Here is a 21,381-nt window from a genome sequence, read left to right as displayed (position 1 = left end):
GGTAATGTAAAACATCACCGACATCGTGTCTAGTTTGTTTTACATCACCCTCATGAAGGGCGTGCCGCCAGGGACAGGTAGGCGCCCGTGCGGCTTGACGGGCTGGCGGCGATCCTGGCGGGAGGGCCGTGGGCGACGATCGTGCCGCCCGCGTCGCCGCCGCCGGGGCCGAGGTCGATGACGTGGTCGGCCGCGGCGACCACGGCCAGGTCGTGCTCCGCGAGCACCACCGTGTTGCCCGCCTCCACCAGTGCCTCGAGCTGGCGCATCAGGACCTCGACGTCGGCCGGGTGCAGGCCGCCCGTGGGCTCGTCCAGCAGGTAGAGCGTCGCGCCACGGCTGGTGCGCTGCAGTTCGGAGGCCAGCTTGACCCGCTGCGCCTCCCCGCCCGACAACTCCGTCGCGGGCTGGCCGAGCCGCAGGTATCCCAGGCCCACCTCGCGCAGGGCGCGCAGCGGGCGCATCGCCGCGGGCACGTCCGCGAGGAACTCCGCGGCGTCGTCCACCGACAGGTCCAGCACCTGCGCGATCGTCGCGTCCCGGTAGGTGATCTCCAGCGTGGCCGGATTGTAGCGCGCCCCGTGGCAGTCGGGGCACGGCGAGTACGTGGTGGGCAGGAACAGCAGCTCCACGGCCACGTACCCCTCGCCCTTGCACGTCTCGCACCGCCCGCCGGGCACGTTGAAGGAGAAGCGCCCGGCGTCGTAGCGGCGCGCGCGGGCCTGTGGCGTGGCCGCGAACAGCTTGCGTACCACGTCGAACAGCCCGGTGTAGGTGGCCAGGTTCGAGCGCGGTGTGCGCCCGATCGGCTGCTGGTCGACCCGCACCACCCGGTCGGTCTCCGGCAGGTCGCCGATGGCGCCGAGCAGCGTGGTCTTGCCCGCACCCGACACGCCCGTGACCGCCGTGAGCACGCCGAGCGGCACCTCGACGTCCACACCGCGCAGGTTGTTGCGCCGCACGCCGCGCAGCTTCAGCCACCCCCGCGGCGTACGCGGGCGGCGGGACGGCCGTGCCGTACCCGTGAACAGGTAGCGGCGCGTGACGGACTCCGGCACGTCGCGCAGCTCCGCGAGCGGCCCGCTGTGCAGGACCCGGCCGCCGTGCACGCCGGCGCCGGGGCCCACGTCGACCAGCCAGTCGGCCTCGCGTACGACGTCGAGGTCGTGCTCGACGAGGAAGACGCTGTTGCCCGACTCCTTCAGCCGTCGCAGCACCGAGATCAGCGCCTCGGAGTCGGCGGGGTGCAGCCCCGCCGAGGGTTCGTCGAGCACGTAGACCACGCCGAACAGGCCCGAGCGCAGCTGGGTGCCCAGCCGCAGCCGCTGCAGCTCCCCGCCGGACAGCGTCGGGCTGGACCGGCTCGTGCTCAGGTAGCCCAGGCCCAGCTCGACCAGCACGTCGATGCGGGCCACCAGATCCTGCGACAGCACCGCGGCGGGACCCGCGCCCACCGCGTGCGGGCGCAGCAGCCGGGCCAGCTCCACCAGCGGCATCGCGGCCAGCTCGGCGATGTCGCGCCCGTCGAAGCGCACGGCGAGGGCCTCCGGCCGCAGCCGCCGCCCGCCGCACACCGGGCACGGCCCGCTGACCAGGAACCGCGCGGCCTTGGCGCGGCTGGTCTCGCTCTTGGAGTCGGCGTAGGCGTGCAGCACCAGGCGTTTGGCGCTGGAGTACTTGCCCTGGTAGGGCCGCTGGATCCGGTCGGGGTCGCGCTCCGGGTGCACCATGACGACCGGCTGCTCGTCTGTGAACAGGATCCACTCGCGTTCCGCCTGAGGCAGGTCGCGCCACGGCCGGTCCAGGTCGTGGCCGAGCACGGCCAGGATGTCGCGCAGGTTCTTGCCCTGCCAGGCGCCCGGCCACGACGCGATCGCCCCCTGCCTGATCGTCAGCGACGGATCGGGCACCAGGGAGTCCTCGGTCACCTCGTACACCACGCCCTGCCCGTGGCAGTTCGGGCAGGCGCCGGCGGCGGTGTTGGGCGAGAAGGCGTCGGAGTCCAGCCGCCCGGCGCCCGGCGGGTAGTCGCCCGCCCGCGACATCAGCATCCGCAGCGAGTTGGAGATCATCGTCACGGTCCCGACCGACGAGCGCGCCGACGGCACGGAACGCCGCTGCTCCAGCGCCACGGCAGGGGGCAGCCCCGTCACCTCGTCGACGTCAGGCGTGCCCGCCTGCTGCAGCAGCCTGCGCGCGTACGGCGCGACGGACTCCAGGAAGCGGTGCTGCGACTCGGCGTACAGGGTCCCGAACGCCAGCGACGACTTCCCCGATCCCGACACGCCGGTGAACGCCACGATCGCGTCCCTGGGCAGTTCGACGTTCACATCGCGAAGGTTGTGCACCCGGGCCCCACGCACCCGGACGTAGTTGTCCATGCCCTGCATTCTGCATTGACGCGGCCCCACCAGTTGAACTTAAATCTGATTCAAGTTTTGGTGCCGAGCTTCTCTGCGGCCTCGTCGAGCGCTGTCCGTACGGCCCGCGCCCGGTCGAGCCGGCCGATGAGCACGTGCACCGCGAGTCCGTCAAGCAGCGCGTTGAACGAGGACAGGAACTCCTCGGCGGGCAGAGAGCGGAAGACCCCGCCAGCCACGCCGTCGGCGATGATCGCGGCCAGGTCACGCATCCAGCGGCCGTCGATCTCGTCGGCCGTCCTGCTCAGCTCGTTGGCGGACGTCGAACGCAGCCATGCCTCCAGCCAGAGCTTCCAGGAGACGTCGTGACGGTCCACGGGCAGGTAGAGCCGGACGTACCGGTCGAGCCTTGCCAGCGGGTCGGCCAGCGCCGAGAACTGGGCCGCCCGCCGCTCGGACAACCCCCGTTCGCTCCAGCGGAACGTCTCGACCAGGATCTCGTCCCTGGAGTGGAAGTAGTACAGGACCCGGGCGGGGCTCATCCCGGCCCGCTCGGCGATCTGCTGGACCTGGATCTCGGCCACCGGCCGCTCGGCGATCACCTCGAGCGCCGCCTCCAGCACCTTGCGCCTGGCCTGCCTGCCGCGTTCCTGCGTCCTGCCGCGCTGCTCCGCCATCCACCCTCGCAATCTGGGAGAGAACCCGTGGAGAATAACCCGTCCCGCCGCGGCGTGCTCGCCGCCGGCGCGGCCGTGACGGCCGCCGCCGCGCTGGCCACGCCCGCCGAGGCCGCCTCCGGCGCCGACCTGGTCCTCACCAACGGCTACGTCTACACCGTCGACGCCGACGACAGCGTGCACGAGGCCGTCGCCGTCACCGGCGGCCGCATCGTCTACGTCGGCACCGCCGCCGGCGCCAGGCGGCACGTCGGCAAGCGCACCAAGGTGATCGACCTGCACGGCCGCATGGCCATGCCGGGCCTGCACGACGGGCACCTGCACCCCATGTCCGGCGGCCAGGGCCTGCTCGGCTGCGACCTGCGGTACGCCGCCCTCACGGTCAAGCAGATCCAGGACAAGATCCGCGCATTCCTGGCGAAGAACCCGGGCGACGGCTGGGTCAGCGTCACCAACTGGTACGTCCAGGCGGTACGGCCGGCCGGCACCAAGCTCACCAAGGCCGACCTCGACGCCGTCGACTCCCGGCGGCCCATCGTCATGGAATCCAGCGACGGTCACACCTCGCTGGCCAACAGCCGCGCGCTCGCGTTAGCCAAGATCACCTCCAGGACCAAGAACCCGCCGGACGGCACCATCGAGCGTGACGCGCACGGCGAACCCACCGGCGTCCTGCAGGACGGTGCCCAGAACCGGGTCCTCGCCGCCATCCCGGAGCCCACCGAGGCCGACAACCTGAAGATCGCCAGGACGGCGCTCGCCGCGCTGGCCCGCCAGGGCGTCACCACGTTCATGGACGCCGCCGCGCCCGAGGCGACCATGCGGGCCTTCACCACGCTGCATGAGCGGGGCGAGCTCACCGCCCGCGCCCACCTCGCGCCAGTGGTCGACGTCTCAGAGCGGGAGCCGATCGCCCGCGTCTCCCGGCTGCGCCGCCGCTACCACGGCGGGGCCGCCACGGTGCGGCCCGGCGTCGCCGTACACAACGTCAAGCTCTTCATGGACGGCGTGCTGCAGTACCCCGCGCAGACCGCCGGGCTGCTCGAGCCCTACCTGGTGCACAAGCACGACCACTGGGTGCCCGGCACCAAGCGCGGCGCGCAGTACTGGAGCGCCGGCAAGCTCGACGCCGTCGTCCGCCAGATCGCCGAGGCGGGCTTCGACCCGCACATCCACGCCATCGGCGACAGGTCGGTACGGCTGGCGCTCGACGCCTTCGCCGGGATCCGCGCCGACGGCGACACCCGCACCCGCCCCACGGTCGCGCACGCCGAACTCGTCGACCCGGCCGACATCGCCCGCTTCGCCGAACTGGACGTGGTGGCCGCGATGGGCTTCCACTGGGCCAAACCCGCCCCCGACTCGGTCGAATCGGTCAAGCCGTACCTCGGGCCGAAGCGCTGGGCCAACTACGAACCCGAGGGTGACATCTTCCGCAGCGGCGGTCGCGTCTCGCTGGGCAGCGACTGGCCGGTCGACCCGCTGGACGAGTGGACGGCGATCAAGACCGTCATCACCCGCACCGCCGCGCTCGGCAGCCCGTTCCACAAGCTCGGCGCGATGACCCCGCACCAGCGGCTCAGCCGCGCCGCCGCGATCCGCGCCGCCACCTACAACGGCGCCTACCAGTTGCGGCAGGAGGAGCTCACGGGCTCGCTCGAGGTGGGCAAGTTCGCCGACCTGATCGTCCTCGACCGCAACATCATGAAGATCCCCGCCGAACAGATCGCCCGCACCCAGGTCCTGCTCACCATGGCAGGCGGCAAGATCGTGTACGGCCGCCTCTAACGGGGGCCGGTGAGGCGGATGTCGCCGGTCTTGGACAGGACGAAGACCTGCCAGTTGTAGTAGGCGTAGAAGCTGCGGGGGTCGCGCTTGATCTGCCGGGCGTGGGCGAGTACGGCGTCCACGTAGCGGTTGTCGTGGTTGTAGGCCCAGACCGCGCGCCGGTAGTTGCCCGGGGCGCCCGAGGCCTTCAGGTAGTTGGCCGCGCCGAGGACGGCGTCCTTGGCGCGGTGTACGTTTCCGCCCATGCCGTACTGCTTCCAGGTGCCGGGCATGAACTGCATCGGGCCCTGCGCGCCGCTGGAGCTGGCGGATGTGACGCGGCCGAATTTCGTCTCGACCAGCATGATCGCGGCCAGGACCTCCCACTCGACGCCGAACCGCTTCTCCCCGGCCTGGAAGTAGCCGCGCAGGCGCTTGGCGGGTTCGGCCTCGGCCAGCCGCATGTTCTTACGCTGGGCGGCGCTGATCGGGCGGGCCAGCGACAGCAGGCCGCTGACGGCCTTCACGTCGTTGCGTGCTTCGGCGGCCAGCGGCTTGGGCAGCCTGCTGATGGTCTCCCTCGCCAGCTTGGGATCCCTGGCCATCGCCCGGTAGATCCTCTGCTGGTGCAGCGCGTAGAGCACCACGTCCTGTGGCGCCGCTGCCGCGGAACCGGCGGTCCAGGCGTCGATCCCCGCGTACAGCGCCGTCGACGTCTGCTTCAGTGCCCCAGCCAACGCCCCCGCGTCGGAAGGAATCTCGACGTCAGGCGCAGGCGCCACCGCCCCAGCCGCATCCTTGGAGCTGTTCCCGCCGGCGACCCGCGAGCCGTTCCCGGCCGCGACCGTGGACGCCTGCTCGCCATCGGCCCGTTGGGCCCCCTCGGCCACCCCGCATCCCGCGAGAACGACCACGAGCCCACCAGCGACCACCACGTCGGGAAACCTCATGACGCCCCACCGTACCGGTCGATCACGCTCCAGACGATCTACCCCACCGCAGTCCGTCCCCCGAATCCAGCACGACCCGATGCCTGCGCGGGACCGTCCCCTCGGCGACGAGCAACGGGTCCGTGCACACCTCGCACGACCACGAGATCCGGGGTCTCGTAGGCCCGCACACCGTGCGGCGTGTCGCTCGCGCGGTGCCCGTGGCGCAGCCCGAGCCGGTCGGCCGCGGCCGACCGGCGGGACTCAACTCCCTGGACCGCGGCTTCGCGCCGACCGCGGGACGGGGGAGTCACGCCGGCGGCTCGGCACCTCCTGGGCGTGGGCGTGGAACTCGCCGTGCGACATGCGTGCCCGCAGTCGGTGAGGGCCAGGGATCAACCTAGGGAGGCGAGGATCTCCTTGGCCGCGCGTTCGCCGCTTTCGACGCCGCCGTTGAGGTAGCCCTGGCTGTGCGTGCTGGTGTGTTCGCCGGCGAAGTGCAGGCGGCCCTCGGGGAGCTTGGACAACCCCCAGTACCTGGTGTACTGGCCAGGACGGAACGTGGCGTAGGAGCCGTGCGCCCACGGGTCGTCGACCCAGGAGTCCAGCCACGAGTTGCCGTTGTAGGAGTCGGCCAGGCCGGGGATGTGGCGGTCGAGCCAGGCCAGCGACTGGGAGACCACCGAGTCGGGCGCGGGGCCGTGGGCCTGGGTGGCGGGGTAGGAGGCGCCTGCCGTACCGCCTGAGAAGATCGTCAGGAGGCTCTCGGCGCCGCCGTCGGCGATGGAGCTGTCCCAGGTGCCCCAGCGCGGCTTGTCGCTCGACAGGCTGCCGTTCCACCGGTGGTGCGCGGCGAACTTGTCGGAGAACTGCAGCATCACCTTGGCGTTGGTGCCCATGCCGTGGTGGGCGATGGCATCCCGCTTGCGGGCGCTGAGCCCGGCGTGGGTCAGGTCGACCTTGCGCAGCGTGGTGAAGGGCAGCGCGAAGACCACGTAGTCCGCCTCCACCTCACCGAAGGAGCCGAAGTCCAGCCGGTAGCCGCTGCCCGCGCGCCGGACCGCCGTCAGCGGCGTCTCCAGCTGCAGGCAGCCCTCGGGCAGCTTCTCCGCCAGCAGGTTGGGCACCTGGTCGTTGCCGCCGTGGATGAGCCAGCGCTCGTCCGCCCCCTCGTAGGGCCGCACGAACTGCTCGATCAGGTTGATCGCGCTCAGGTCCTCCGCGTCGCCGCCGAAGAAGCCCGCCACGCCGTCGGTGAGCGCGGTTCTCAGCAGGGAGCCGGGTACGTTGGCGTCCACCCAGTCGCGCACCGACATCTCGTCGAAGGCCCGCGCCGCCCGCGCCGCGCGGTCGTAGCGGTAGTCGCCGATCCGCCGGGCGTCGCGGGTGATCCGCTTGATGACCAGCGGTATGTCCTTGTAGACGCTCGCCCGGTCGCGCACCTTGCCGTGCAGGTCGAGCACGCCCTTGACGTGCTTGGGGGAGCGGGCGTCGCGGTCGTCGAGCCGGAGCCCGAGCGCCTTGACGAGCCTGCGCAAGTGGACGTGGCGGGTGTCGACGAACTCGCCGCCGTGCTCGGCCACCTGCCCGCCGGCGAAGTCCCTGGCCGACCAGCAGCGCCCGCCCACCCGGTCGCGCGCCTCGAACAGCCGCACATTCACACCGCGCCGTGCGAGCCGGTACGCGCAGGTCACGCCTGCGAGCCCGGCGCCGACCACGACGACGCGCGCGTTGTGCGGGGTACGGCGGGGCGCCGCGAGCGCCTGGATCGGGGTGACCGCGCCGAGCGCGAGCGCGCCGCCCGCGGCCATGAAGGTCCGCCTGGTCAAGAGGGTTCCGCCTGAGGGCATGGCCGTCTCCTTGGGGGGTGAGAGTCAGGCAATCCCGAAGATCGTACCCCGAAATCAGCAGAAATCCCGATAAAGGACAGCAGATTCGGTTGCTTAACTGTTAATCAACGACGATATTCGCAGTGTCGACTTCCGTATGGCCAGCCGTGTCGGCACCGGCGGCTGGGGCGCCACGGGAACGCACTCGACCAGGTCCACCAGCGCGTCGACCGCGAGCGCCACCGAGGTCTCGGGAAGCAGCGACAGCGTCGTCACCGGCGGATCCGTGGCCGCATAGCGCGGATCCTCGCTGACACAGGCCAGCATCAGGTCCTCCGGAACCCGCAGCCCGCGCCCGCGGGCCAGAGCCAGCAGCTCCAGCCCCCAGTCGTAGGTGGTGTAGATCGCGTCGGGCGGCTCGGCGAGCCCGAGCAGCGCCTCGGCCGCGTCCGGCCGCGCGGCGCTGACGAGCAGCTCGGGCCGGCCCTGGGAGGCGCACCAGGCCCGGTAGTCGGCGATCCACGCCCGGTTGTAGTGGTCGCGCCCGCGACCGGCGACGAGCGCCACCCGCCGCGCGCCCTGCGCGGCCAGATGGTCGAGCATGCTGCGGCTGGCGGCCGCGTGGTCGTTGTCCACCCACGCCTCGCCCGGCCGCACCTCGTCCGGCCGCCCGTCGAAGGCGAGCGGCAGGCCCCTGCCGCGCAGCGTGCGCACCACCGGGTCGTCCTGCGGGCTGTCGATCAGCAGCACGCCGTCCACCGGCAGCGACCGCCACGAGGCGGCGCCCAGCGAGCTGGGCAGCACGGTCAGCGCGTAGCCGCGGGCGTGCGCGGCGGCCGTGGCCGTGTTGATGGACTGGGCGAAGTACTCGACCCCGGCGAAGTTCCAGGACCGGTCGCCGAAGGTCGTCACCGCCAGCCCCAGCACGTGTCGGGACGCCTGTTCGTACCCCATGCCCTGGGCGACCCGGCGGACCCGGTCGCGCGTGCCGTCCGAGACCCTGCCCGTGCCCTTGAGCGCGTTGGAGACCGTGGCGATGGACACCCCCGCCTCGGCCGCCACCTCGCGGATGTTGACCATCACCGGGTGGGCGGGTGGTCGCGTGCCTCCCTGACCAGGGCCGCGGTCAACGGGCAGCCGTGCGCTTCGAGCCAGTCGGCCAGATCGGACAGCTCGTCGTACTTCGAACGGCCGGGTCGCAGCGCCTCGTAGACGCGCAGTACGTCCTCGTCCGACAGGGTCGCCAGCTCGGCCGCGCGCCGGAAGTTGGCGGCCAGCTGCGGGTTGCCGTGGGCCAGGGCCACCTCGGCCTGGCGGCGCAGTGTCTGCGGTGAGATGCGGTTCACAGGCTGAGCTCCTCCGGCGCCGCTCCGGTGCAGTGGCCGCGTTCGATGGCGATCAGCGACACGACCTTGGTGTGGTAGCGGGCCTCGATGGCCTCGTCGGTGTAGGGGTTGCGGGCGGGCGCGGGCGTCAGGCCGCGGGCGTGGCGGGCGGCGTTGGCGCCGAGCAGCCGGTAGTCGGCGGCCGACAGCGCCGGCGCGATCGAGTACAGCTCCAGGTTGGCCAGCGGCGCCAGGTCGCTGCGGTGGATGAGCGCGGTGCCCTTGCCCTGCAGCCCGATGCCGATGCCCGACCCCGACAGCCGCGCCGCCGAAAGCCCGATCATGCCCAGGTCGATGGTGTCGTTGAAGCGCACGATCCGGCCGGTGCAGCCCTCTTCGGCCAGCCCCGCCAGCAGTTCACGCAGGACGTCCACGACCGGCATGCCGCAGAGCGTGAGCCAGACGTCGCGCCCGGTGGCGGGGGACAGGCCGATCACCACCTCACCCGGGTCCCCGCCCGGCCCGGCGGGTCCGAGCACCCGCACGGGGACACGGTGGGCGAGCTGCTCGGCGCGCAGGTCCTCCACCGAGCGAGCCTGCCGGATGGCGTCGATCTCGGCCTGCCGTACCGGCGAGGGCTCGTAGCCGGTGCCGGGTCCCGCGTAGTCGTTGGGGTCGGTGACGGCCGACAGCACCCGCATGTCCTCGGTGAAGATGGCCGCCGTCTGCAGATGGTCGCCGTCGAGCCGGGCGCGCAGCATCGCGTCCAGCCGCCCCGCCTCCACGGCGAAGCCGGTCTCCCGCAGTGCCTTCACGACATCATCCATCGTCAACCTGGATGACCGGATATTTCCGGAAATGGCCAGCACGGTGGCGCCATCGGACTCCGTGAGGTCCTTGGATCCGGCCGCGTCCACGGCCGCCTCCACCTGCGCGTCGCTGTAGTCGTAGAGCCCGAAGTGCCGGTACACGGCCTGTACGGCTCGCGCGGCCCGCCGCCGCAGGCCCTCCAGGTCGGCGGGAGCCGTACGCAGGCCGCCGTCGACGCCCCAGTCGCGCTGCATGACCAGGAAGTCGTCGATGTCCTCGGCGTTCCACTGCGACGGGCCGAACATGTTGTCGTAGCGCTGGATCGAGCCGAAGCCCGAGCAGACGTAGTCGGAGCCGGCCAGCAGGATCGGCAGCGTGCGCGAGGTGCGCCGCACGTCCGACTCCGACATCAGCGCGTCGTTGCCCGAGCACGACTCCAGCCCGCGCGCCATCACCATGACGTTCTCGGCCATCAGTTCGCGCACCCCGCGCGGCACGGCGGCGGCCACGCTGGCGCCGTCGATGCCGCCGTTCTGGACACCCTGCGCGCCCATCGCCTTGGCCAGCGACACGCAGCGCGACTCCAGGTACAGCATGGAGCGCCGCTCCGGCTCGCCCATCAGCACCTCGGCGCCCGCGCCCGAGGTGACGCGCATCTTCATCCCGCGCGAGGCGTAGGCGGAGGCCAGGAACGCCTTCGACCAGGGCGTGTCGTCACCGTCGGTGAAGACCCGCTCGGTGCCGTAGATGGAGATCGTCTCGGCGTAGGAGGCGAAGCCGCGCATGCCCAGCTCCAGCTCCATCGCCTCTTCCACCGAGCACTGCACCAGCACCCCGGCGGCGCCCGCGGCCGAGCCGATGCTGACCGCCACCGCGTTCGACCAGGCGTCGCCGAGCACCGGCACGGTCGTCTCCAGCTCGCGGAACCCGAACGCCGCCGCCGTGGCCGCGTCGGCGGCCAGCAGCAGCGGATCGTCCAGCCGGTTCGTCACGTGCGCCTGGTTGGACGGCGTGCGCCGGGCCCTCAGCTTGGTCATCGCCATGGTCAGCTCGGCCGGCCGTAGCAGCGCGACCACCCTGGCCATCTTGGCCGGGGTGATCCCGCCGCACAGCCGTACCACCTCGGCCCGGGGCACGGACGGATCGACCATCATCCTGGCCAGCTCGACCTCGGACAGCGCCATGGCCGCCTCGGCCACGGCCAGGTCGAGCCCGTGCGCGGCGATGAAGGCGTCGATGGAGTCGAAGTCCTCCGCCCGCACCCCGTCCATCTCGCTCACCCGCCCGCCGGCGACGGTCAGGCTCGGCTCGGGGTCGTCCGGCGAGTGCAACGCCACCAGGCCGAGCGCCGGGTCCTCCACGGCGAACCCGTCGAGATTGACGCGCTGGGCGTCCATGTACCGGACCCGGCCGATCGGCTTCATCGTTCGTGTGCCTCCTCCAGGATGGTGCGGCCGATCATCGCGTACCGCTCGGGGCTGCGCAGCCGCAGCGTCAGCCCGATCGCCAGCCCCACCAGGAAGATGCCCACGATGAGGTAGGGGATAGCGGTGAAGACCGGGCTGCCGGCCGCCGCGCCGGCGGCGAACTCGATGTTGCTGAACAGCAGGAACACCACGTAGCCCATGCCGAGCGCGCCGATGACCGGCGAGATCAGCGTGCGCCACCAGTGCTTGGTCTCGGGATGGTGGCCCTTGACGTGGAAGTAGAAGATCACCGCGATCGAGCAGATCGTCTGCACGATGAGCAGCATCGCGGTGCCCAGGATGGCCATCAGCCCGTACAGGTGGAAGTAGGCCACGTCGGGCGCGGCCTTGGTGGGCGCCTGCAGCAGGAAGAAGCCCAGCGTGATCAGCAGCGTGATGATCGACTGCGCGATCGAGGCCATGTGCGGCGAGCCGTGCGCGTCGTGGGTGGCGCCGATCGTGCGCTTGAGCCTGGCCGACAGCCCCTCGCGCCCCATCGCGTAGATGTAGCGGGAGGCCGCGTTGTGGAAGGCCAGCGCGCAGGCGAACGACCCGGCCACCGCCAGGATCAGGTACAGGCTCTTGGCCCACCCGCCGAGGAAGTGCTCGGTGATGCCGTACCACAGGTCGAAAGCGTTGCCGGTGCTGCCACGGGCGACGGCGATGGCCTGGGACTTGCCGTTGGCGGCCACGGCCAGCCAGGAGACGATCGTGTAGAAGACACCGAGCCCGATCACCGCGATCATGGTGGCCTTGGGCACGATCTTGCGCGGGTTGCGCGACTCCTCGCCGTAGACGGCCGTCGTCTCGAAGCCCACCCACGACCAGAACGCGAAGAACAGCCCGATCGCCGCGCTGCCCGCGATCCCGGCCGCCGGGTCGTCGGCCACGGACTGGAAGGCCGCCGCCGGATTGAGCGCCTCGGGCAGCAGCCCGTCGGGCCCGCCGCCGTTGACCAGGATCGACACGCCGAGCAGGGTCAGCACGGTGACCTCGGAGACCAGGAACACGCCGAGCACCCGGCCCGACAGCGCGATGTTCCGGTAGCCGAGCACGCTGATGACGGCGATGCCCAGCAGCGCGTACCAGATCCAGCTGACGGCGGGTCCGCCGAAGCCCTCGACCGCGTTCTTGGCGAAGGAGGCGAAGATGCCGATCAGCGAGGCCTCGAACACGATGTAGGCGACGGTCGCCATCAGTCCGGAGATCATGCCCCACAGCTGGCCGAGCCCGTGGGAGATGAAGCCGTAGAAGGTGCCCGTCGCGGTGATGTGCCTGGCCATCGCGGTGTAGCCGACCGCGAAGATGCTCAGCACGACGGTCGCGAAAGCGAAGGCCATGGCTACGCCGACGCCGTCGCCGTAGCCCACGGCGATGGGGACGTTGCCGGTCATGGCGGTGATGGGGGCCGCGTTAGCCACGGCCATGAACAGGACCGCGAACAGGCCCACGGCGCCTGGCTTGAGCCGCTGGACCTTGTTCTCGTCTTCGATGGTGCTCACCGGTCAGCAGCCTCCTTGTTCAGGCCCCCGAACCATACGTACTGGGCGAAATGCTGACATCGATAAGTAGTCAACTTCAACGGCTGGTTATTTACGGTTTGTTACATCCTCTTGACGCCCAACGGTTGGACCTTTTAGATGTCGATCCTGTACCGATTCGCGGACCGTTGGGGCGTGCATGCTCGACTACGGGATCTTCGCTTTCGAATCCAAGGACGAGGTGCTGGCCAAGTCCAAGGAATTCTGGAATCCGGGCAAGACCCAGTTCTGGGAGGACTCCGGAGTCCCGCTGGTCATCGACCGGCGGGAGGACTACTACCTCTACGACGTCACCGGCAAGCGCCTGATCGACGTGCACCTCAACGGCGGCACGTACAACATCGGCCACCGCAACGCCGAGGTCGTGGCGGCCGTGCGCCAGGCCATGGACCGCTTCGACATCGGCAACCACCACTTCCCCTCGCTGGCGCGCACCGCGCTGGCCGAGCGGCTCATCCAGACCGCCCCGCCCGGCCTGTCGAAGGTCATCTACGCCAGCGGCGGCGGCGAGGCCATCGACATCGCGCTCAAGACCGCCCGCCACGCCACAGGCAGGCGCAGGATCGTCTCGGTCATCAAGGCCTACCACGGCCACACCGGGCTGGCCGTGGGGACCGGCGACGACCGCTTCTCCAAGATCTTCCTGTCGGATCAGCCGTCGGACTTCACCCACGTGCCGTTCAACTCCCTCGAGGCGATGGAGCAGGCGCTGTCGGGTGGCGACGTGGCCGCCGTGATCATGGAGACGATCCCCGCCACGTACGGCTTCCCGCTCCCCGAACCCGGCTATCTGGAGGCCGTCAAGCGGCTGTGCGAGTCGCACGGCACCCTCTACATCGCCGACGAGGTGCAGACCGGGCTGATGCGGACCGGCGAGCTGTGGGGCATCACCAAGCACGGCATCGAGCCCGACCTGCTGGTCACCGGCAAGGGCCTGTCGGGCGGCATCTACCCGATCGCGGCCGTGCTGGTCAGCGAGCGCTGCGCCGGCTGGCTCACCGAGGACGGCTTCGCGCACATGGCCTCCTTCGGCGGCGCCGAGCTCGGCTGCGTGGCCGCGATGAAGACGCTGGAGATCTGCACCCGGCCGGAGACCCGCTCGGTCGTCCACTACATCAGCGACGCCATCGGCCGGGGACTGGAGCGCATCAAGGCCGACAACGCCGGCTGGTTCACCGGGATCCGGCAGAACGGCGTGGTCATCGGGCTGGAGTTCGACCATCCGGAGGGGGCCAAGTCCGTCATGCGCAGCCTGTACGAGAACGGGGTGTGGGCGATCTTCTCGACGCTGGATCCACGCGTCCTGCAGTACAAACCGGGCATCCTGCTGAACCCGCCGCTGGTGGACGAGCTGCTCGACCGTACGGCTCACGCCATCGCGCAGGTGAGGCCGTGATGCTCGACCGCGCCCGCTGGGCCGCCCGCGCCTACGCCGCCTACGACAAACCCGCCGTCGACCGCGTCGTGACCGCCGTGGCCAGGGTCGCCGCCGACAACGCCGCCCGCTACGCCGAATGGGCGGTCAAGGAGACCGGGCTCGGCGTGGCCGAGCACAAGGTCGTCAAGAATCTGGCCTGTTCGACCGGCCTCGTGGAGGCCTACGCCGGCCAGGACTTCGTCTCCCCCTCGATCGACCCCGCGCGGAAGATCGTGTCGGTGCCGCGGCCCGCCGGCGTGGTGCTCGCGCTCACGCCCTCGACCAACCCGGTCGCCACGGTCTACTTCAAGGTGCTGCTGGCCCTCATGACCCGCAACGCGGTCGTGGTCAGCCCGCACCCGCTGGCCAAGCAGTGCTGCGCCGACGCCGCCCGCGTGCTGGGCGAGGCCGCCGTCGCGGCCGGGGCGCCGGACGGGATCGTCCAGGTCGTCGAGGAGCCCACGATCCCGCTCATCGAGTCGCTGATGGCCGACCCGCGCACCGACCTGATCGTGGCCACCGGCGGCCCCGCGGTCGTGCACGCCTCCTACCGCTCAGGCAACCCCGCGATCGGCGTCGGGCCCGGCAACGTGCCCGTGCTCGTCGACCCCTCCGCCGACCTGCCCGCCGCCGCGAAGCGCATCGTGGAGAGCAAGAGCTTCGACAACTCCATCCTGTGCACCAACGAGTCCGTCCTCATCGTCGCGGACGCCGCGCACGACGCGCTGGTCGCCGCCCTGGCCAGGGAGGGCGCGCACCTGGTGACCGACGGTCTCGACCGGCTGCGCGCCGCGGTCACCGACCGCGAGAACATCGGCCAGAGCGCCGCCCACATCGCCTCCCGCGCCGGGCTCCGCGTCCCGCACGGCACCAGGGTGCTGCTCGCGCTCTTCGACCTGGCCGTGCCCGAGGAGCCGCTCGCCCGCGAGAAGCTCATGCCCATCCTCGGCCTGCTCCGGGTCCCCTCCGCCGAGGCGGGCATCCGGGCGGCGCAGGCCGTCCTGCGCATCTCCGGCGCCGGCCACTCGGCCGCGATCCACAGCACCGACGCCGCCACGATCATGAGGTACGGCGCGGCCGTCCCGGTGCTCCGCGTCGCGGTCAACGCCGGGAACAGCCTGGGCAGCGCGGGCATCACCACCGGCCTGGCGCCCTCGATGACGATCGGCACCGGGTTCGTCGGCGGATCCTCCGTGGGGGAGAACCTCAACCCCGCCCACCTGGTCAACTGGACCAGGCTCGCCTCCGGCACCGACACCGCCTTCCCCGACATGTCCGGACTCGATCCGTGGCAGGCGCCCTCAGGAGCGGTCCCGCCGTACCCGCACGCCTCGAACGCCTCGCGCGATCCGCAGCCACCCGCTGACCCGATCCCAGGTGACGGAACTCAACAGCTGCGGGCCGAGATCAGGCGGCTCATCCTCGAAGAGCTCGCCGCGCTGAGGGGTGCCTGATGGCGGAGCTGCGCTCGTTCATCTTCATCGACCGGCTGCAGCCGCAGACCATGTGCTACCTGGGCACCTGGATCCGCGGCTCCCTGCCCAGGCAGGGCATGGCGGCGCAGGTCGTCGAGGTCGCGCCCGGGCTGGACATCGAGCCGCTGACCGATGTGGCGATCAAGCACGCCGACGTGCGGGCCGGGATCCTGGTGGTCGAGCGGCAGTTCGGCTACCTGGAGTTCCACGGGCAGACCGCGCAGGTGCGCGCCGCGGGTGAGGCGGTGCTGGAGGCGCTCGGCACCACCGCTGACCAGGCGGCCAGGCCGAAGGTGCTGGCCTCGCGGATCATCCCGCGGCTGGACGGGCAGCACGCCTTCCTGATCAACCGCAACAAGCTCGGCTCGATGGCGCTGACCGGCGAATCGCTGTTCGTGCTCGAGTGCCAGCCCGCCTCCTACGCCATCCTGGCCACCAACGAGGCCGAGAAGGCCGCCGAGATCAAGGTGGTCGACTACCGGATGATGGGCGCCACCGGGCGCGTCTACCTGTCCGGCGGCGAGTCGGACGTGCGGCAGGCGGCCGACGCGGCCATGGAGGCGCTGTCGTGAACGCCGACGAGCTGCGCGCCCTGATCCGCGAGGTCCTGCGCGAGGTGCTGGCCGAACAGGGGATCAAGGCGGGGCTCAGGCCGCAGGGAGAGGTGGACCCGGGTCCCGAGCGGCAGGCCGTACACCGGATCGAGCGCGGAGCCGTCACCGAGCGGCACGTGAACGCGGCCGCCAAGGCCGGGGCCAGGCTGGTGCTGGGGGCGCGGGCGGTGCTGACGCCGCTGGCCAGGGACAGGATCAAGGCCACCGGCATCACGGTCGAAAGGGAGGACTAGCCATGGTGCGCGGGACCGTCATCGGCAGCATCTGGGCGACCAAGCGGCTGGACGCTCTGCCCAGCGGCGCCCTCCTCGAGGTGGAGCTGGACGGCGGCGCCCGGCTCATCGCCTTCGACACCCTCGGCAGCGGGCCCGGCGAGCGGGTCCTGATCGTCCAGGGATCCGTCGCCGCCGCCCACCTGCCGGACAATCCGCCCATCGACGCATTGATCATCGGTTCCATCGACGAGTAGGAGAGACATGTCCAACAACGCGATCGGCCTGATCGAGACCAAGGGGTACGTGGCCGCGCTGGCCGCCGCGGACGCCATGGTCAAGGCGGCCAACGTCACCATCGTGGGCCGCGAGCAGGTGGGCGCCGGGCTGGTCGCCGTCACCGTGATCGGCGACGTCGGCGCGGTCAAGGCCGCCACCGAGGCCGGCGCGGAGACGGCATCCGCCGTGGGCGAGCTGGTGTCGGTGCACGTCATCCCGCGCCCGCACGCAGACCTGGCGCGCGCCTTCCCCGTCGCCACCGAATGACCACCGAGCTCCGCGTCTACCTGCTGATCGAGGACCTGCAGCGGCAGTTCGCGGCCTATCTGGCGACGCCGACGCGGGCGCGCGGCTACCCGCCGTTCGAGGGGCAGCACGCGATGATCGTCGAGGTCGCGCCGGGCCTGGCCATCGAGCGCGTCATCGACCTGGCGCTGCGCGCGGTCCCGGGCGTGGAGCCGGGCATCCTGTTCGTGGAGCGCCAGTTCGGCGTGCTCGAGGTGCACTCCTCCGACCTGGCCGAGGTACGGCGGGCTGGCGCGGCCGTGCTGGACGGCATCGGCGCCGCCGAGACCGACCGCCTGCGGCCCAAGGTCCTCTACCAGGACGTGATCGAGGACCTCACCGACCAGCACGCGGTGATCATCAACAGGAACCGGCAGGCGTCGATGGTCCTGCCGGGCGAGACGCTGCTGGTCTACGAGGTGACGCCGGCGCTGTTCGCGGCGCTGGCCGCCAACGAGGCGGAGAAGGCGGCGCCGGACAACACCCTGGTCGACGTGCAGATGATCGGCGCGGCCGGCCGCCTCTACCTCAGCGGGTCCACCGGGTCCATACTCAAGGCGCGCGACGCGATCACCGAGGCGCTCGACGGGCTGGAGGGGAGGTCACATGGATGAGCAGCGGGCCGTTGGGCCGCCGCTCGCGCGCTACGGCCTGTCCCCGCGGGCCCGCGCGAGGCTGATCAACGTCTCGGAGAACACCACCTACCGGATCGACGACCCCGACACCGGCTCGGCCACGATCCTGCGGGTGCACAGGCCCGGCTACCACTCGCCCGACTCCATCAGGTCGGAGCTGGCGTGGCTGGACGCGCTGCGCGACCAGGCCGGGATCAGCACGCCCCGCGTCATCCCCGCGCGCGACGGCTCGCTGGTGGTCGAGGGCGAGCGCAACTGCGTGATGTTCGAGCTGTTACCAGGCGCCGAGCCCGCCGAGGATCGCCTGGTCGCGGACTTCCACGAGCTGGGCGCGATCACCGCGCGGATGCACCGGCACGCCAGGACGTGGCCGCGCCCGCCCGGGTTCACCCGCTTCACCTGGGACTTCGAGGCCGCCTTCGGGTCCGTGGCCCGCTGGGGGCGCTGGCAGGACGGCATGGGCGTCGGTACGCAGGAGCGGGAGGTCCTGGGGCGGCTGGAGAAGGCGCTGCGCGACCGGCTGGAGCGCTACGGGCGCCCGGACGGGCGGTTCGGGCTGATCCACGCCGACCTGCGGCTGGCCAACCTGCTCACCGACGGGTCGCGGGTCAGCGTCATCGACTTCGACGACTGCGGCTTCGGCTGGTACATGTACGACTTCGGAGCCGCCGTCAGCTTTATCGAGCATTATCCGCAGGTTCCGGAGATGATCGACTCGTGGGTGCGGGGCTACCGGACCGTGCTCGAGCTGCCCGCCGAGGACGAGAAGGAGCTCTGGACGTTCGTCATGTTCCGCCGGCTGCTGCTGGTGGCCTGGATCGGCTCGCACTCGGCCGTCGACGAGGCCAGGGCGCTCGGCGCCGGCTACACCCAGGGCAGCTGCGAGCTGGCCGAGCGTTATCTGGGAGGACTGTAGATGTTCACATCCGTGGCGGGACGCTCGGTCGTGGTCACCGGCGGCACCAAGGGCATCGGCAAGGGGATCGCGGCCGTCTTCGCACGAGCCGGCGCCCGGGTGCTGATCACCGGGCGCGGGCCCGGCACGCCGGAGAAGCTGCCCGACGGCGTGACGTTCGCCGCCGGTGACGTATCCAGCGCCGCCGACTGCGAGCGCATCGCCGCGACCGCGATCGAGCGGCACGGCGGCATCGACATCCTCTGCGCCAACGCCGGGATCTTCCCTGACAGGCGGCTGGAGGAGATGACCGAGGCCGACATCGACGAGGTGCTCGGCGTCAACCTCAAGGGCACCATGCTGACCGTCAAGGCGTGCCTGCCGGCGCTGGCCGCCTCCGGCCGCGGCCGCGTCATCCTCACCTCGTCGATCACGGGGCCGGTGACCGGCTATCCCGGCTGGACCCACTACGGCGCCAGCAAGAGCGGGCAGCTCGGCTTCATGCGCACCGCCGCGATGGAGCTGGCGCCCAAGGGCATCACGGTCAACGCCGTCCTGCCCGGCAACATCGCCACCGAGGGGCTGGCCGACCTGGGCGAGGACTACCTGCGCGGCATGGAGGCCTCGATTCCGCTCGGGCGCCTGGGCACGGTCGACGACATCGGCTACGCCTGCCTGTTCCTGGCCGGCGACGAGGCCGCCTACATCACCGGCCACTCGCTCGTCGTGGACGGCGGGCAGGTGCTGCCGGAGTCGCAGGACGCCCTGGGCCAGATGTAGTGGGCGACGTCTCCACGGCCCGCCGCGATCTGCTCGCCATGATCGCCTCAGGGGCCCTGCAACCGGGCGACAGGCTCGGCGGGGAACGGGAGCTGGCCCTGCGCCTGGGCGTCAGCCGTACCACCCTCAGACAGGCGCTCGCGCTGCTGGAGGAGGCTGGCGCGGTGCGGCGGGTGCAGGGCAGAGGCGGCGGCACGTTCGTCAGCCATCCCATCGTCGAGCGCGACCTGTCCACCGTGGTCGGCGTGCCCGCGCTGCTGCGCGAGCAGGGCTTCACCGCCGGGTCGCGGGTGGTCAGCGCCGCGCTGGTGCCCGCGCCCGAGGTCACCGCCGCCGCGCTCGGGCTGGAGCCGGGCGAGCTGGTCGCCGAGATCGTGCGCATCCGGCTCGCGGACGGCGCGCCGCTGTCGCTGGAGCGAGCGCGCCTGCCCGCCGCGCTCTTCCCCGGCCTGCTCGACCTGCCGCTCGGCGGCTCGCTCTACGAGCTGCTCGACGTGCGGTACGGCACGCGTCCCGCGGAGGCCATCGAGCGCATCGAGGCGGTGGCCTGCGGCGCCGAGGAGGCCGCCGTCCTGGAGATCCCCGAGGGGACCCCCGCCCTGGCGATCACCAGGACGGCGCTCGACGACTCCGGCCGCCCGTTCGAGTACTCCCGCGACCTGTTCCGCTCAGACCGCACCCGCGTCCTGGTCCGCATCCCCGGCGCCATCGGCACGGCCGCCTCGGCCCGCGAGAACGGCCGCCTCATCGACCTCGGCTGACCGCCCCCGGTCAGGCAGCGGCGCGAACAGCGGGCTGAGGGGGCGGCCGGTCAGGGTCATGGCCAGCTCGGCGAACATGGCGTTGGCCCAGCCGAACCACTCGCGGGTGAATCTGGACGGGTCGTCGGCGTGGAAGCTCTCGTGCATGAGCCCCGTGCCGCCGGTCGTGCGGGCCAGGAGCGCGAGCATCTCCTCGGCCTCGCCGGGCGCCGTCAGCCCGCGGGCCGCCAGCGCGAGCGGCCAGACGTAGCCGGGCTCGGTGTGCGGGCTGCCGATCCCGGCCGCCGCCTTGCCGGAGAAGTACCAGGGGTTGGCGGGGGACAGGACTAACTCCCTGGTGGCCAGGTAGAGCGGGTCGTCGGAGGCGCACCAGCCGGTGAAAGGCAGCGACAGCAGGCTCGGCAGGTTCGCGTCGTCGGCCAGCAGCGTCCCGCCCAGCCCGTCCACCTCGTAGGCCAGCACCCCGTCCACCACCGCGTGCGCCCGGATGCCCGCGTCGATCTCGTCCGCCAGCGCCAGGCTCTGTCCGGACAGCTCCGCGTCCGCGGTCATCGCGGCCAGCCCGCGCAGGCTCACACTGGCCAGCGCGTTCGACGGCACCAGGTAGCCGTAGTGGCACGGGTCGTCGCTCGGCCGGAACCCCGACCACGTCATCCCCGTCCACTCCACCGGCGTCCCCGACAGGCTGTCGCCCGCCCACGGCCCCTCGGTCCGCTCGAAGGTGTACGGCGAGCCCCCATGCCGCTGCTCCCGCCGCCACAGCCGGACGATCGTCCACGCCGCCTCGGTGAACCGGTCGTCCAGGTGGTCGGACCGCCCGGTCGCCCGCCACAGCGCGTACGCCAGCTGCAGCACGGCGGCGAGCGAGTCCACCTCGTACTTGCGCTCCCACACCCACGGCCCCGGCTGCGGCACGTCGAACGGGTAGGCGCGCCCGCCGTCCGGCCCTTCGTTGAAGGCATTGGCGTAGGGATCGGTCAGCACGTAGCGCACCTGCCGCCGCGACACCCCGGCCAGCAGGTCGGCCACCGCCGGATCCTGCCCGGCCACCGCCAGGTACGGCCGGACCTGGGCGGTGCTGTCGCGCAGCCACATGGCCGGGATGTCGCCGGTGATGACGAACACCTCGTCGTCGCCCGCGGGCCGCATCGAGGTCGTCCAGGTGTTGGTCAGGCAGCCGCGGACCAGCCCGGCCGCCGGGTGGCCGCCCAGGTCGCGGGTGACGGCGAGGGCGAGCTCCTCCAGGGAGCCGGGGATCCGCACGGCTCCGCCGTCACCCGCCGGCCGGCGCGCCATGTCCTGAAAAGTCATGGCGTCATTCTGG

The 21,381-nt window shown here is 71.6% G+C and carries 20 protein-coding genes; 11 read left to right on the top strand and 9 right to left on the bottom strand.

Annotated elements, in window-relative coordinates; translation table 11 throughout:
- Positions 1–50: 50 nt before the first annotated feature.
- Both ACIBHX_RS40295 and ACIBHX_RS40290 read right to left on the bottom strand, forming a co-directional pair.
- Entirely contained in the window at positions 51–2,390 is a 2,340-nt protein-coding gene (locus ACIBHX_RS40295; protein ID WP_397072738.1) for an ATP-binding cassette domain-containing protein, read from the bottom strand.
- Positions 2,391–2,431: 41 nt separating this feature from the next.
- Positions 2,432–3,037 (bottom strand): TetR/AcrR family transcriptional regulator, encoded by a 606-nt coding sequence (locus tag ACIBHX_RS40290; RefSeq protein ID WP_397072737.1) that lies wholly within the window; start codon positions 3,035–3,037, stop codon positions 2,432–2,434.
- 27 nt (positions 3,038–3,064) lie between these two features.
- Here ACIBHX_RS40290 and ACIBHX_RS40285 point away from each other — a divergent pair, with 27 nt between their 5' ends.
- Complete coding sequence (locus ACIBHX_RS40285; protein WP_397072736.1) at positions 3,065–4,825, top strand: amidohydrolase; 1,761 nt, start codon at positions 3,065–3,067, stop codon at positions 4,823–4,825.
- On the opposite strand, the gene ACIBHX_RS40280 is transcribed toward ACIBHX_RS40285, so the two are convergent.
- From ACIBHX_RS40280 to ACIBHX_RS40255, 6 genes are all read right to left on the bottom strand, one after another.
- A complete protein-coding gene (locus ACIBHX_RS40280) occupies positions 4,822–5,754 on the bottom strand; it encodes a transglycosylase SLT domain-containing protein (protein WP_397072735.1) in 933 nt (310 codons plus the stop codon). The genes ACIBHX_RS40285 and ACIBHX_RS40280 overlap by 4 nt on opposite strands.
- A gap of 374 nt (positions 5,755–6,128) precedes the next feature.
- Positions 6,129–7,583: a flavin monoamine oxidase family protein gene (locus tag ACIBHX_RS40275; protein ID WP_397072734.1), complete on the bottom strand. Its 1,455-nt coding sequence runs from the start codon at positions 7,581–7,583 to the stop codon at positions 6,129–6,131.
- Between the two features lie 93 nt (positions 7,584–7,676).
- A complete protein-coding gene (locus ACIBHX_RS40270; protein ID WP_397072936.1) occupies positions 7,677–8,642 on the bottom strand; it encodes a LacI family DNA-binding transcriptional regulator in 966 nt (321 codons plus the stop codon).
- On the bottom strand, positions 8,642–8,908 hold the full coding sequence (locus tag ACIBHX_RS40265) for a diol dehydratase small subunit (RefSeq protein ID WP_397072733.1): 267 nt from the start codon (positions 8,906–8,908) through the stop codon (positions 8,642–8,644). The genes ACIBHX_RS40270 and ACIBHX_RS40265 overlap by 1 nt, the downstream gene beginning before the upstream one ends.
- Positions 8,905–11,121 carry a propanediol/glycerol family dehydratase large subunit gene (locus tag ACIBHX_RS40260; RefSeq protein ID WP_397072732.1) on the bottom strand — a complete coding sequence of 739 codons (2,217 nt, stop codon included), beginning with the start codon at positions 11,119–11,121 and terminating at the stop codon, positions 8,905–8,907. The genes ACIBHX_RS40265 and ACIBHX_RS40260 overlap by 4 nt, the downstream gene beginning before the upstream one ends.
- Entirely contained in the window at positions 11,118–12,665 is a 1,548-nt protein-coding gene (locus ACIBHX_RS40255; RefSeq protein ID WP_397072731.1) for an APC family permease, read from the bottom strand. Before ACIBHX_RS40255 ends, ACIBHX_RS40260 begins: the two co-directional genes overlap by 4 nt.
- A 178-nt stretch (positions 12,666–12,843) precedes the next feature.
- Between ACIBHX_RS40255 and ACIBHX_RS40250 the strand changes: the two genes are divergently transcribed.
- Genes ACIBHX_RS40250 through ACIBHX_RS40205 form a run of 10 tightly spaced genes read left to right on the top strand, consistent with a single transcriptional unit; the run spans position 12,844 to position 20,057 of the window.
- Entirely contained in the window at positions 12,844–14,100 is a 1,257-nt protein-coding gene (locus ACIBHX_RS40250; protein WP_397072730.1) for an aspartate aminotransferase family protein, read from the top strand.
- Positions 14,100–15,575, top strand: coding sequence for an aldehyde dehydrogenase family protein (locus ACIBHX_RS40245; RefSeq protein WP_397072935.1), 1,476 nt, complete (start codon positions 14,100–14,102; stop codon positions 15,573–15,575). The genes ACIBHX_RS40250 and ACIBHX_RS40245 overlap by 1 nt, the downstream gene beginning before the upstream one ends.
- A complete protein-coding gene (locus tag ACIBHX_RS40240; RefSeq protein ID WP_397072729.1) occupies positions 15,575–16,168 on the top strand; it encodes a BMC domain-containing protein in 594 nt (197 codons plus the stop codon). The genes ACIBHX_RS40245 and ACIBHX_RS40240 overlap by 1 nt, the downstream gene beginning before the upstream one ends.
- Positions 16,165–16,443, top strand: a complete 279-nt coding sequence (locus ACIBHX_RS40235) for a hypothetical protein (protein WP_397072728.1) — start codon at positions 16,165–16,167, stop codon at positions 16,441–16,443. The genes ACIBHX_RS40240 and ACIBHX_RS40235 overlap by 4 nt, the downstream gene beginning before the upstream one ends.
- A gap of 2 nt (positions 16,444–16,445) precedes the next feature.
- Positions 16,446–16,679, top strand: coding sequence for a EutN/CcmL family microcompartment protein (locus ACIBHX_RS40230; RefSeq protein ID WP_397072727.1), 234 nt, complete (start codon positions 16,446–16,448; stop codon positions 16,677–16,679).
- Positions 16,680–16,686: 7 nt separating this feature from the next.
- Positions 16,687–16,968: a BMC domain-containing protein gene (locus ACIBHX_RS40225; protein ID WP_397072726.1), complete on the top strand. Its 282-nt coding sequence runs from the start codon at positions 16,687–16,689 to the stop codon at positions 16,966–16,968.
- A complete protein-coding gene (locus tag ACIBHX_RS40220; protein WP_397072725.1) occupies positions 16,965–17,600 on the top strand; it encodes a microcompartment protein in 636 nt (211 codons plus the stop codon). Before ACIBHX_RS40225 ends, ACIBHX_RS40220 begins: the two co-directional genes overlap by 4 nt.
- On the top strand, positions 17,593–18,537 hold the full coding sequence (locus ACIBHX_RS40215; protein ID WP_397072724.1) for a phosphotransferase enzyme family protein: 945 nt from the start codon (positions 17,593–17,595) through the stop codon (positions 18,535–18,537). The genes ACIBHX_RS40220 and ACIBHX_RS40215 overlap by 8 nt, the downstream gene beginning before the upstream one ends.
- The gene (gene fabG, locus ACIBHX_RS40210) at positions 18,538–19,296 is read left to right on the top strand and encodes a 3-oxoacyl-ACP reductase FabG (protein WP_397072723.1); all 759 of its coding nucleotides are present in this window, start codon (positions 18,538–18,540) and stop codon (positions 19,294–19,296) included.
- Positions 19,296–20,057 carry a GntR family transcriptional regulator gene (locus ACIBHX_RS40205; RefSeq protein ID WP_397072722.1) on the top strand — a complete coding sequence of 254 codons (762 nt, stop codon included), beginning with the start codon at positions 19,296–19,298 and terminating at the stop codon, positions 20,055–20,057. Before fabG ends, ACIBHX_RS40205 begins: the two co-directional genes overlap by 1 nt.
- Here ACIBHX_RS40205 and ACIBHX_RS40200 read toward each other — a convergent pair.
- Positions 19,965–21,368 carry a glycoside hydrolase family 125 protein gene (locus ACIBHX_RS40200; RefSeq protein ID WP_397072721.1) on the bottom strand — a complete coding sequence of 468 codons (1,404 nt, stop codon included), beginning with the start codon at positions 21,366–21,368 and terminating at the stop codon, positions 19,965–19,967. The two genes, ACIBHX_RS40205 and ACIBHX_RS40200, sit on opposite strands and share 93 nt — an antisense overlap.
- Between the last annotated feature and the right edge of the window lie 13 nt (positions 21,369–21,381).

The sequence above is a fragment of the Nonomuraea sp. NPDC050536 genome (assembly GCF_044457685.1).
Taxonomy (GTDB): Bacteria; Actinomycetota; Actinomycetes; order Streptosporangiales; family Streptosporangiaceae; genus Nonomuraea.
This window is presented reverse-complemented; position numbering and strand designations above follow the sequence as displayed.

Bases quoted from the DNA above. Each gene is read 5' to 3' on its own strand.
- ACIBHX_RS40230 (WP_397072727.1), top strand. From the start codon at position 16,446: ATGGTGCGCGGGACCGTCATCGGCAGCATCTGGGCGACCAAGCGGCTG.
- ACIBHX_RS40250 (WP_397072730.1), top strand. From the start codon at position 12,844: ATGCTCGACTACGGGATCTTCGCTTTCGAATCCAAGGACGAGGTGCTG.
- ACIBHX_RS40220 (WP_397072725.1), top strand. From the start codon at position 16,965: ATGACCACCGAGCTCCGCGTCTACCTGCTGATCGAGGACCTGCAGCGG.
- ACIBHX_RS40260 (WP_397072732.1), bottom strand. From the start codon at position 11,121: ATGAAGCCGATCGGCCGGGTCCGGTACATGGACGCCCAGCGCGTCAAT.
- ACIBHX_RS40275 (WP_397072734.1), bottom strand. From the start codon at position 7,583: ATGCCCTCAGGCGGAACCCTCTTGACCAGGCGGACCTTCATGGCCGCG.
- fabG (WP_397072723.1), top strand. From the start codon at position 18,538: ATGTTCACATCCGTGGCGGGACGCTCGGTCGTGGTCACCGGCGGCACC.
- ACIBHX_RS40200 (WP_397072721.1), bottom strand. From the start codon at position 21,368: ATGACTTTTCAGGACATGGCGCGCCGGCCGGCGGGTGACGGCGGAGCC.
- ACIBHX_RS40270 (WP_397072936.1), bottom strand. From the start codon at position 8,642: ATGGTCAACATCCGCGAGGTGGCGGCCGAGGCGGGGGTGTCCATCGCC.
- ACIBHX_RS40245 (WP_397072935.1), top strand. From the start codon at position 14,100: ATGCTCGACCGCGCCCGCTGGGCCGCCCGCGCCTACGCCGCCTACGAC.
- ACIBHX_RS40280 (WP_397072735.1), bottom strand. From the start codon at position 5,754: ATGAGGTTTCCCGACGTGGTGGTCGCTGGTGGGCTCGTGGTCGTTCTC.
- ACIBHX_RS40215 (WP_397072724.1), top strand. From the start codon at position 17,593: ATGGATGAGCAGCGGGCCGTTGGGCCGCCGCTCGCGCGCTACGGCCTG.
- ACIBHX_RS40240 (WP_397072729.1), top strand. From the start codon at position 15,575: ATGGCGGAGCTGCGCTCGTTCATCTTCATCGACCGGCTGCAGCCGCAG.
- ACIBHX_RS40290 (WP_397072737.1), bottom strand. From the start codon at position 3,037: ATGGCGGAGCAGCGCGGCAGGACGCAGGAACGCGGCAGGCAGGCCAGG.
- ACIBHX_RS40295 (WP_397072738.1), bottom strand. From the start codon at position 2,390: ATGCAGGGCATGGACAACTACGTCCGGGTGCGTGGGGCCCGGGTGCAC.
- ACIBHX_RS40225 (WP_397072726.1), top strand. From the start codon at position 16,687: ATGTCCAACAACGCGATCGGCCTGATCGAGACCAAGGGGTACGTGGCC.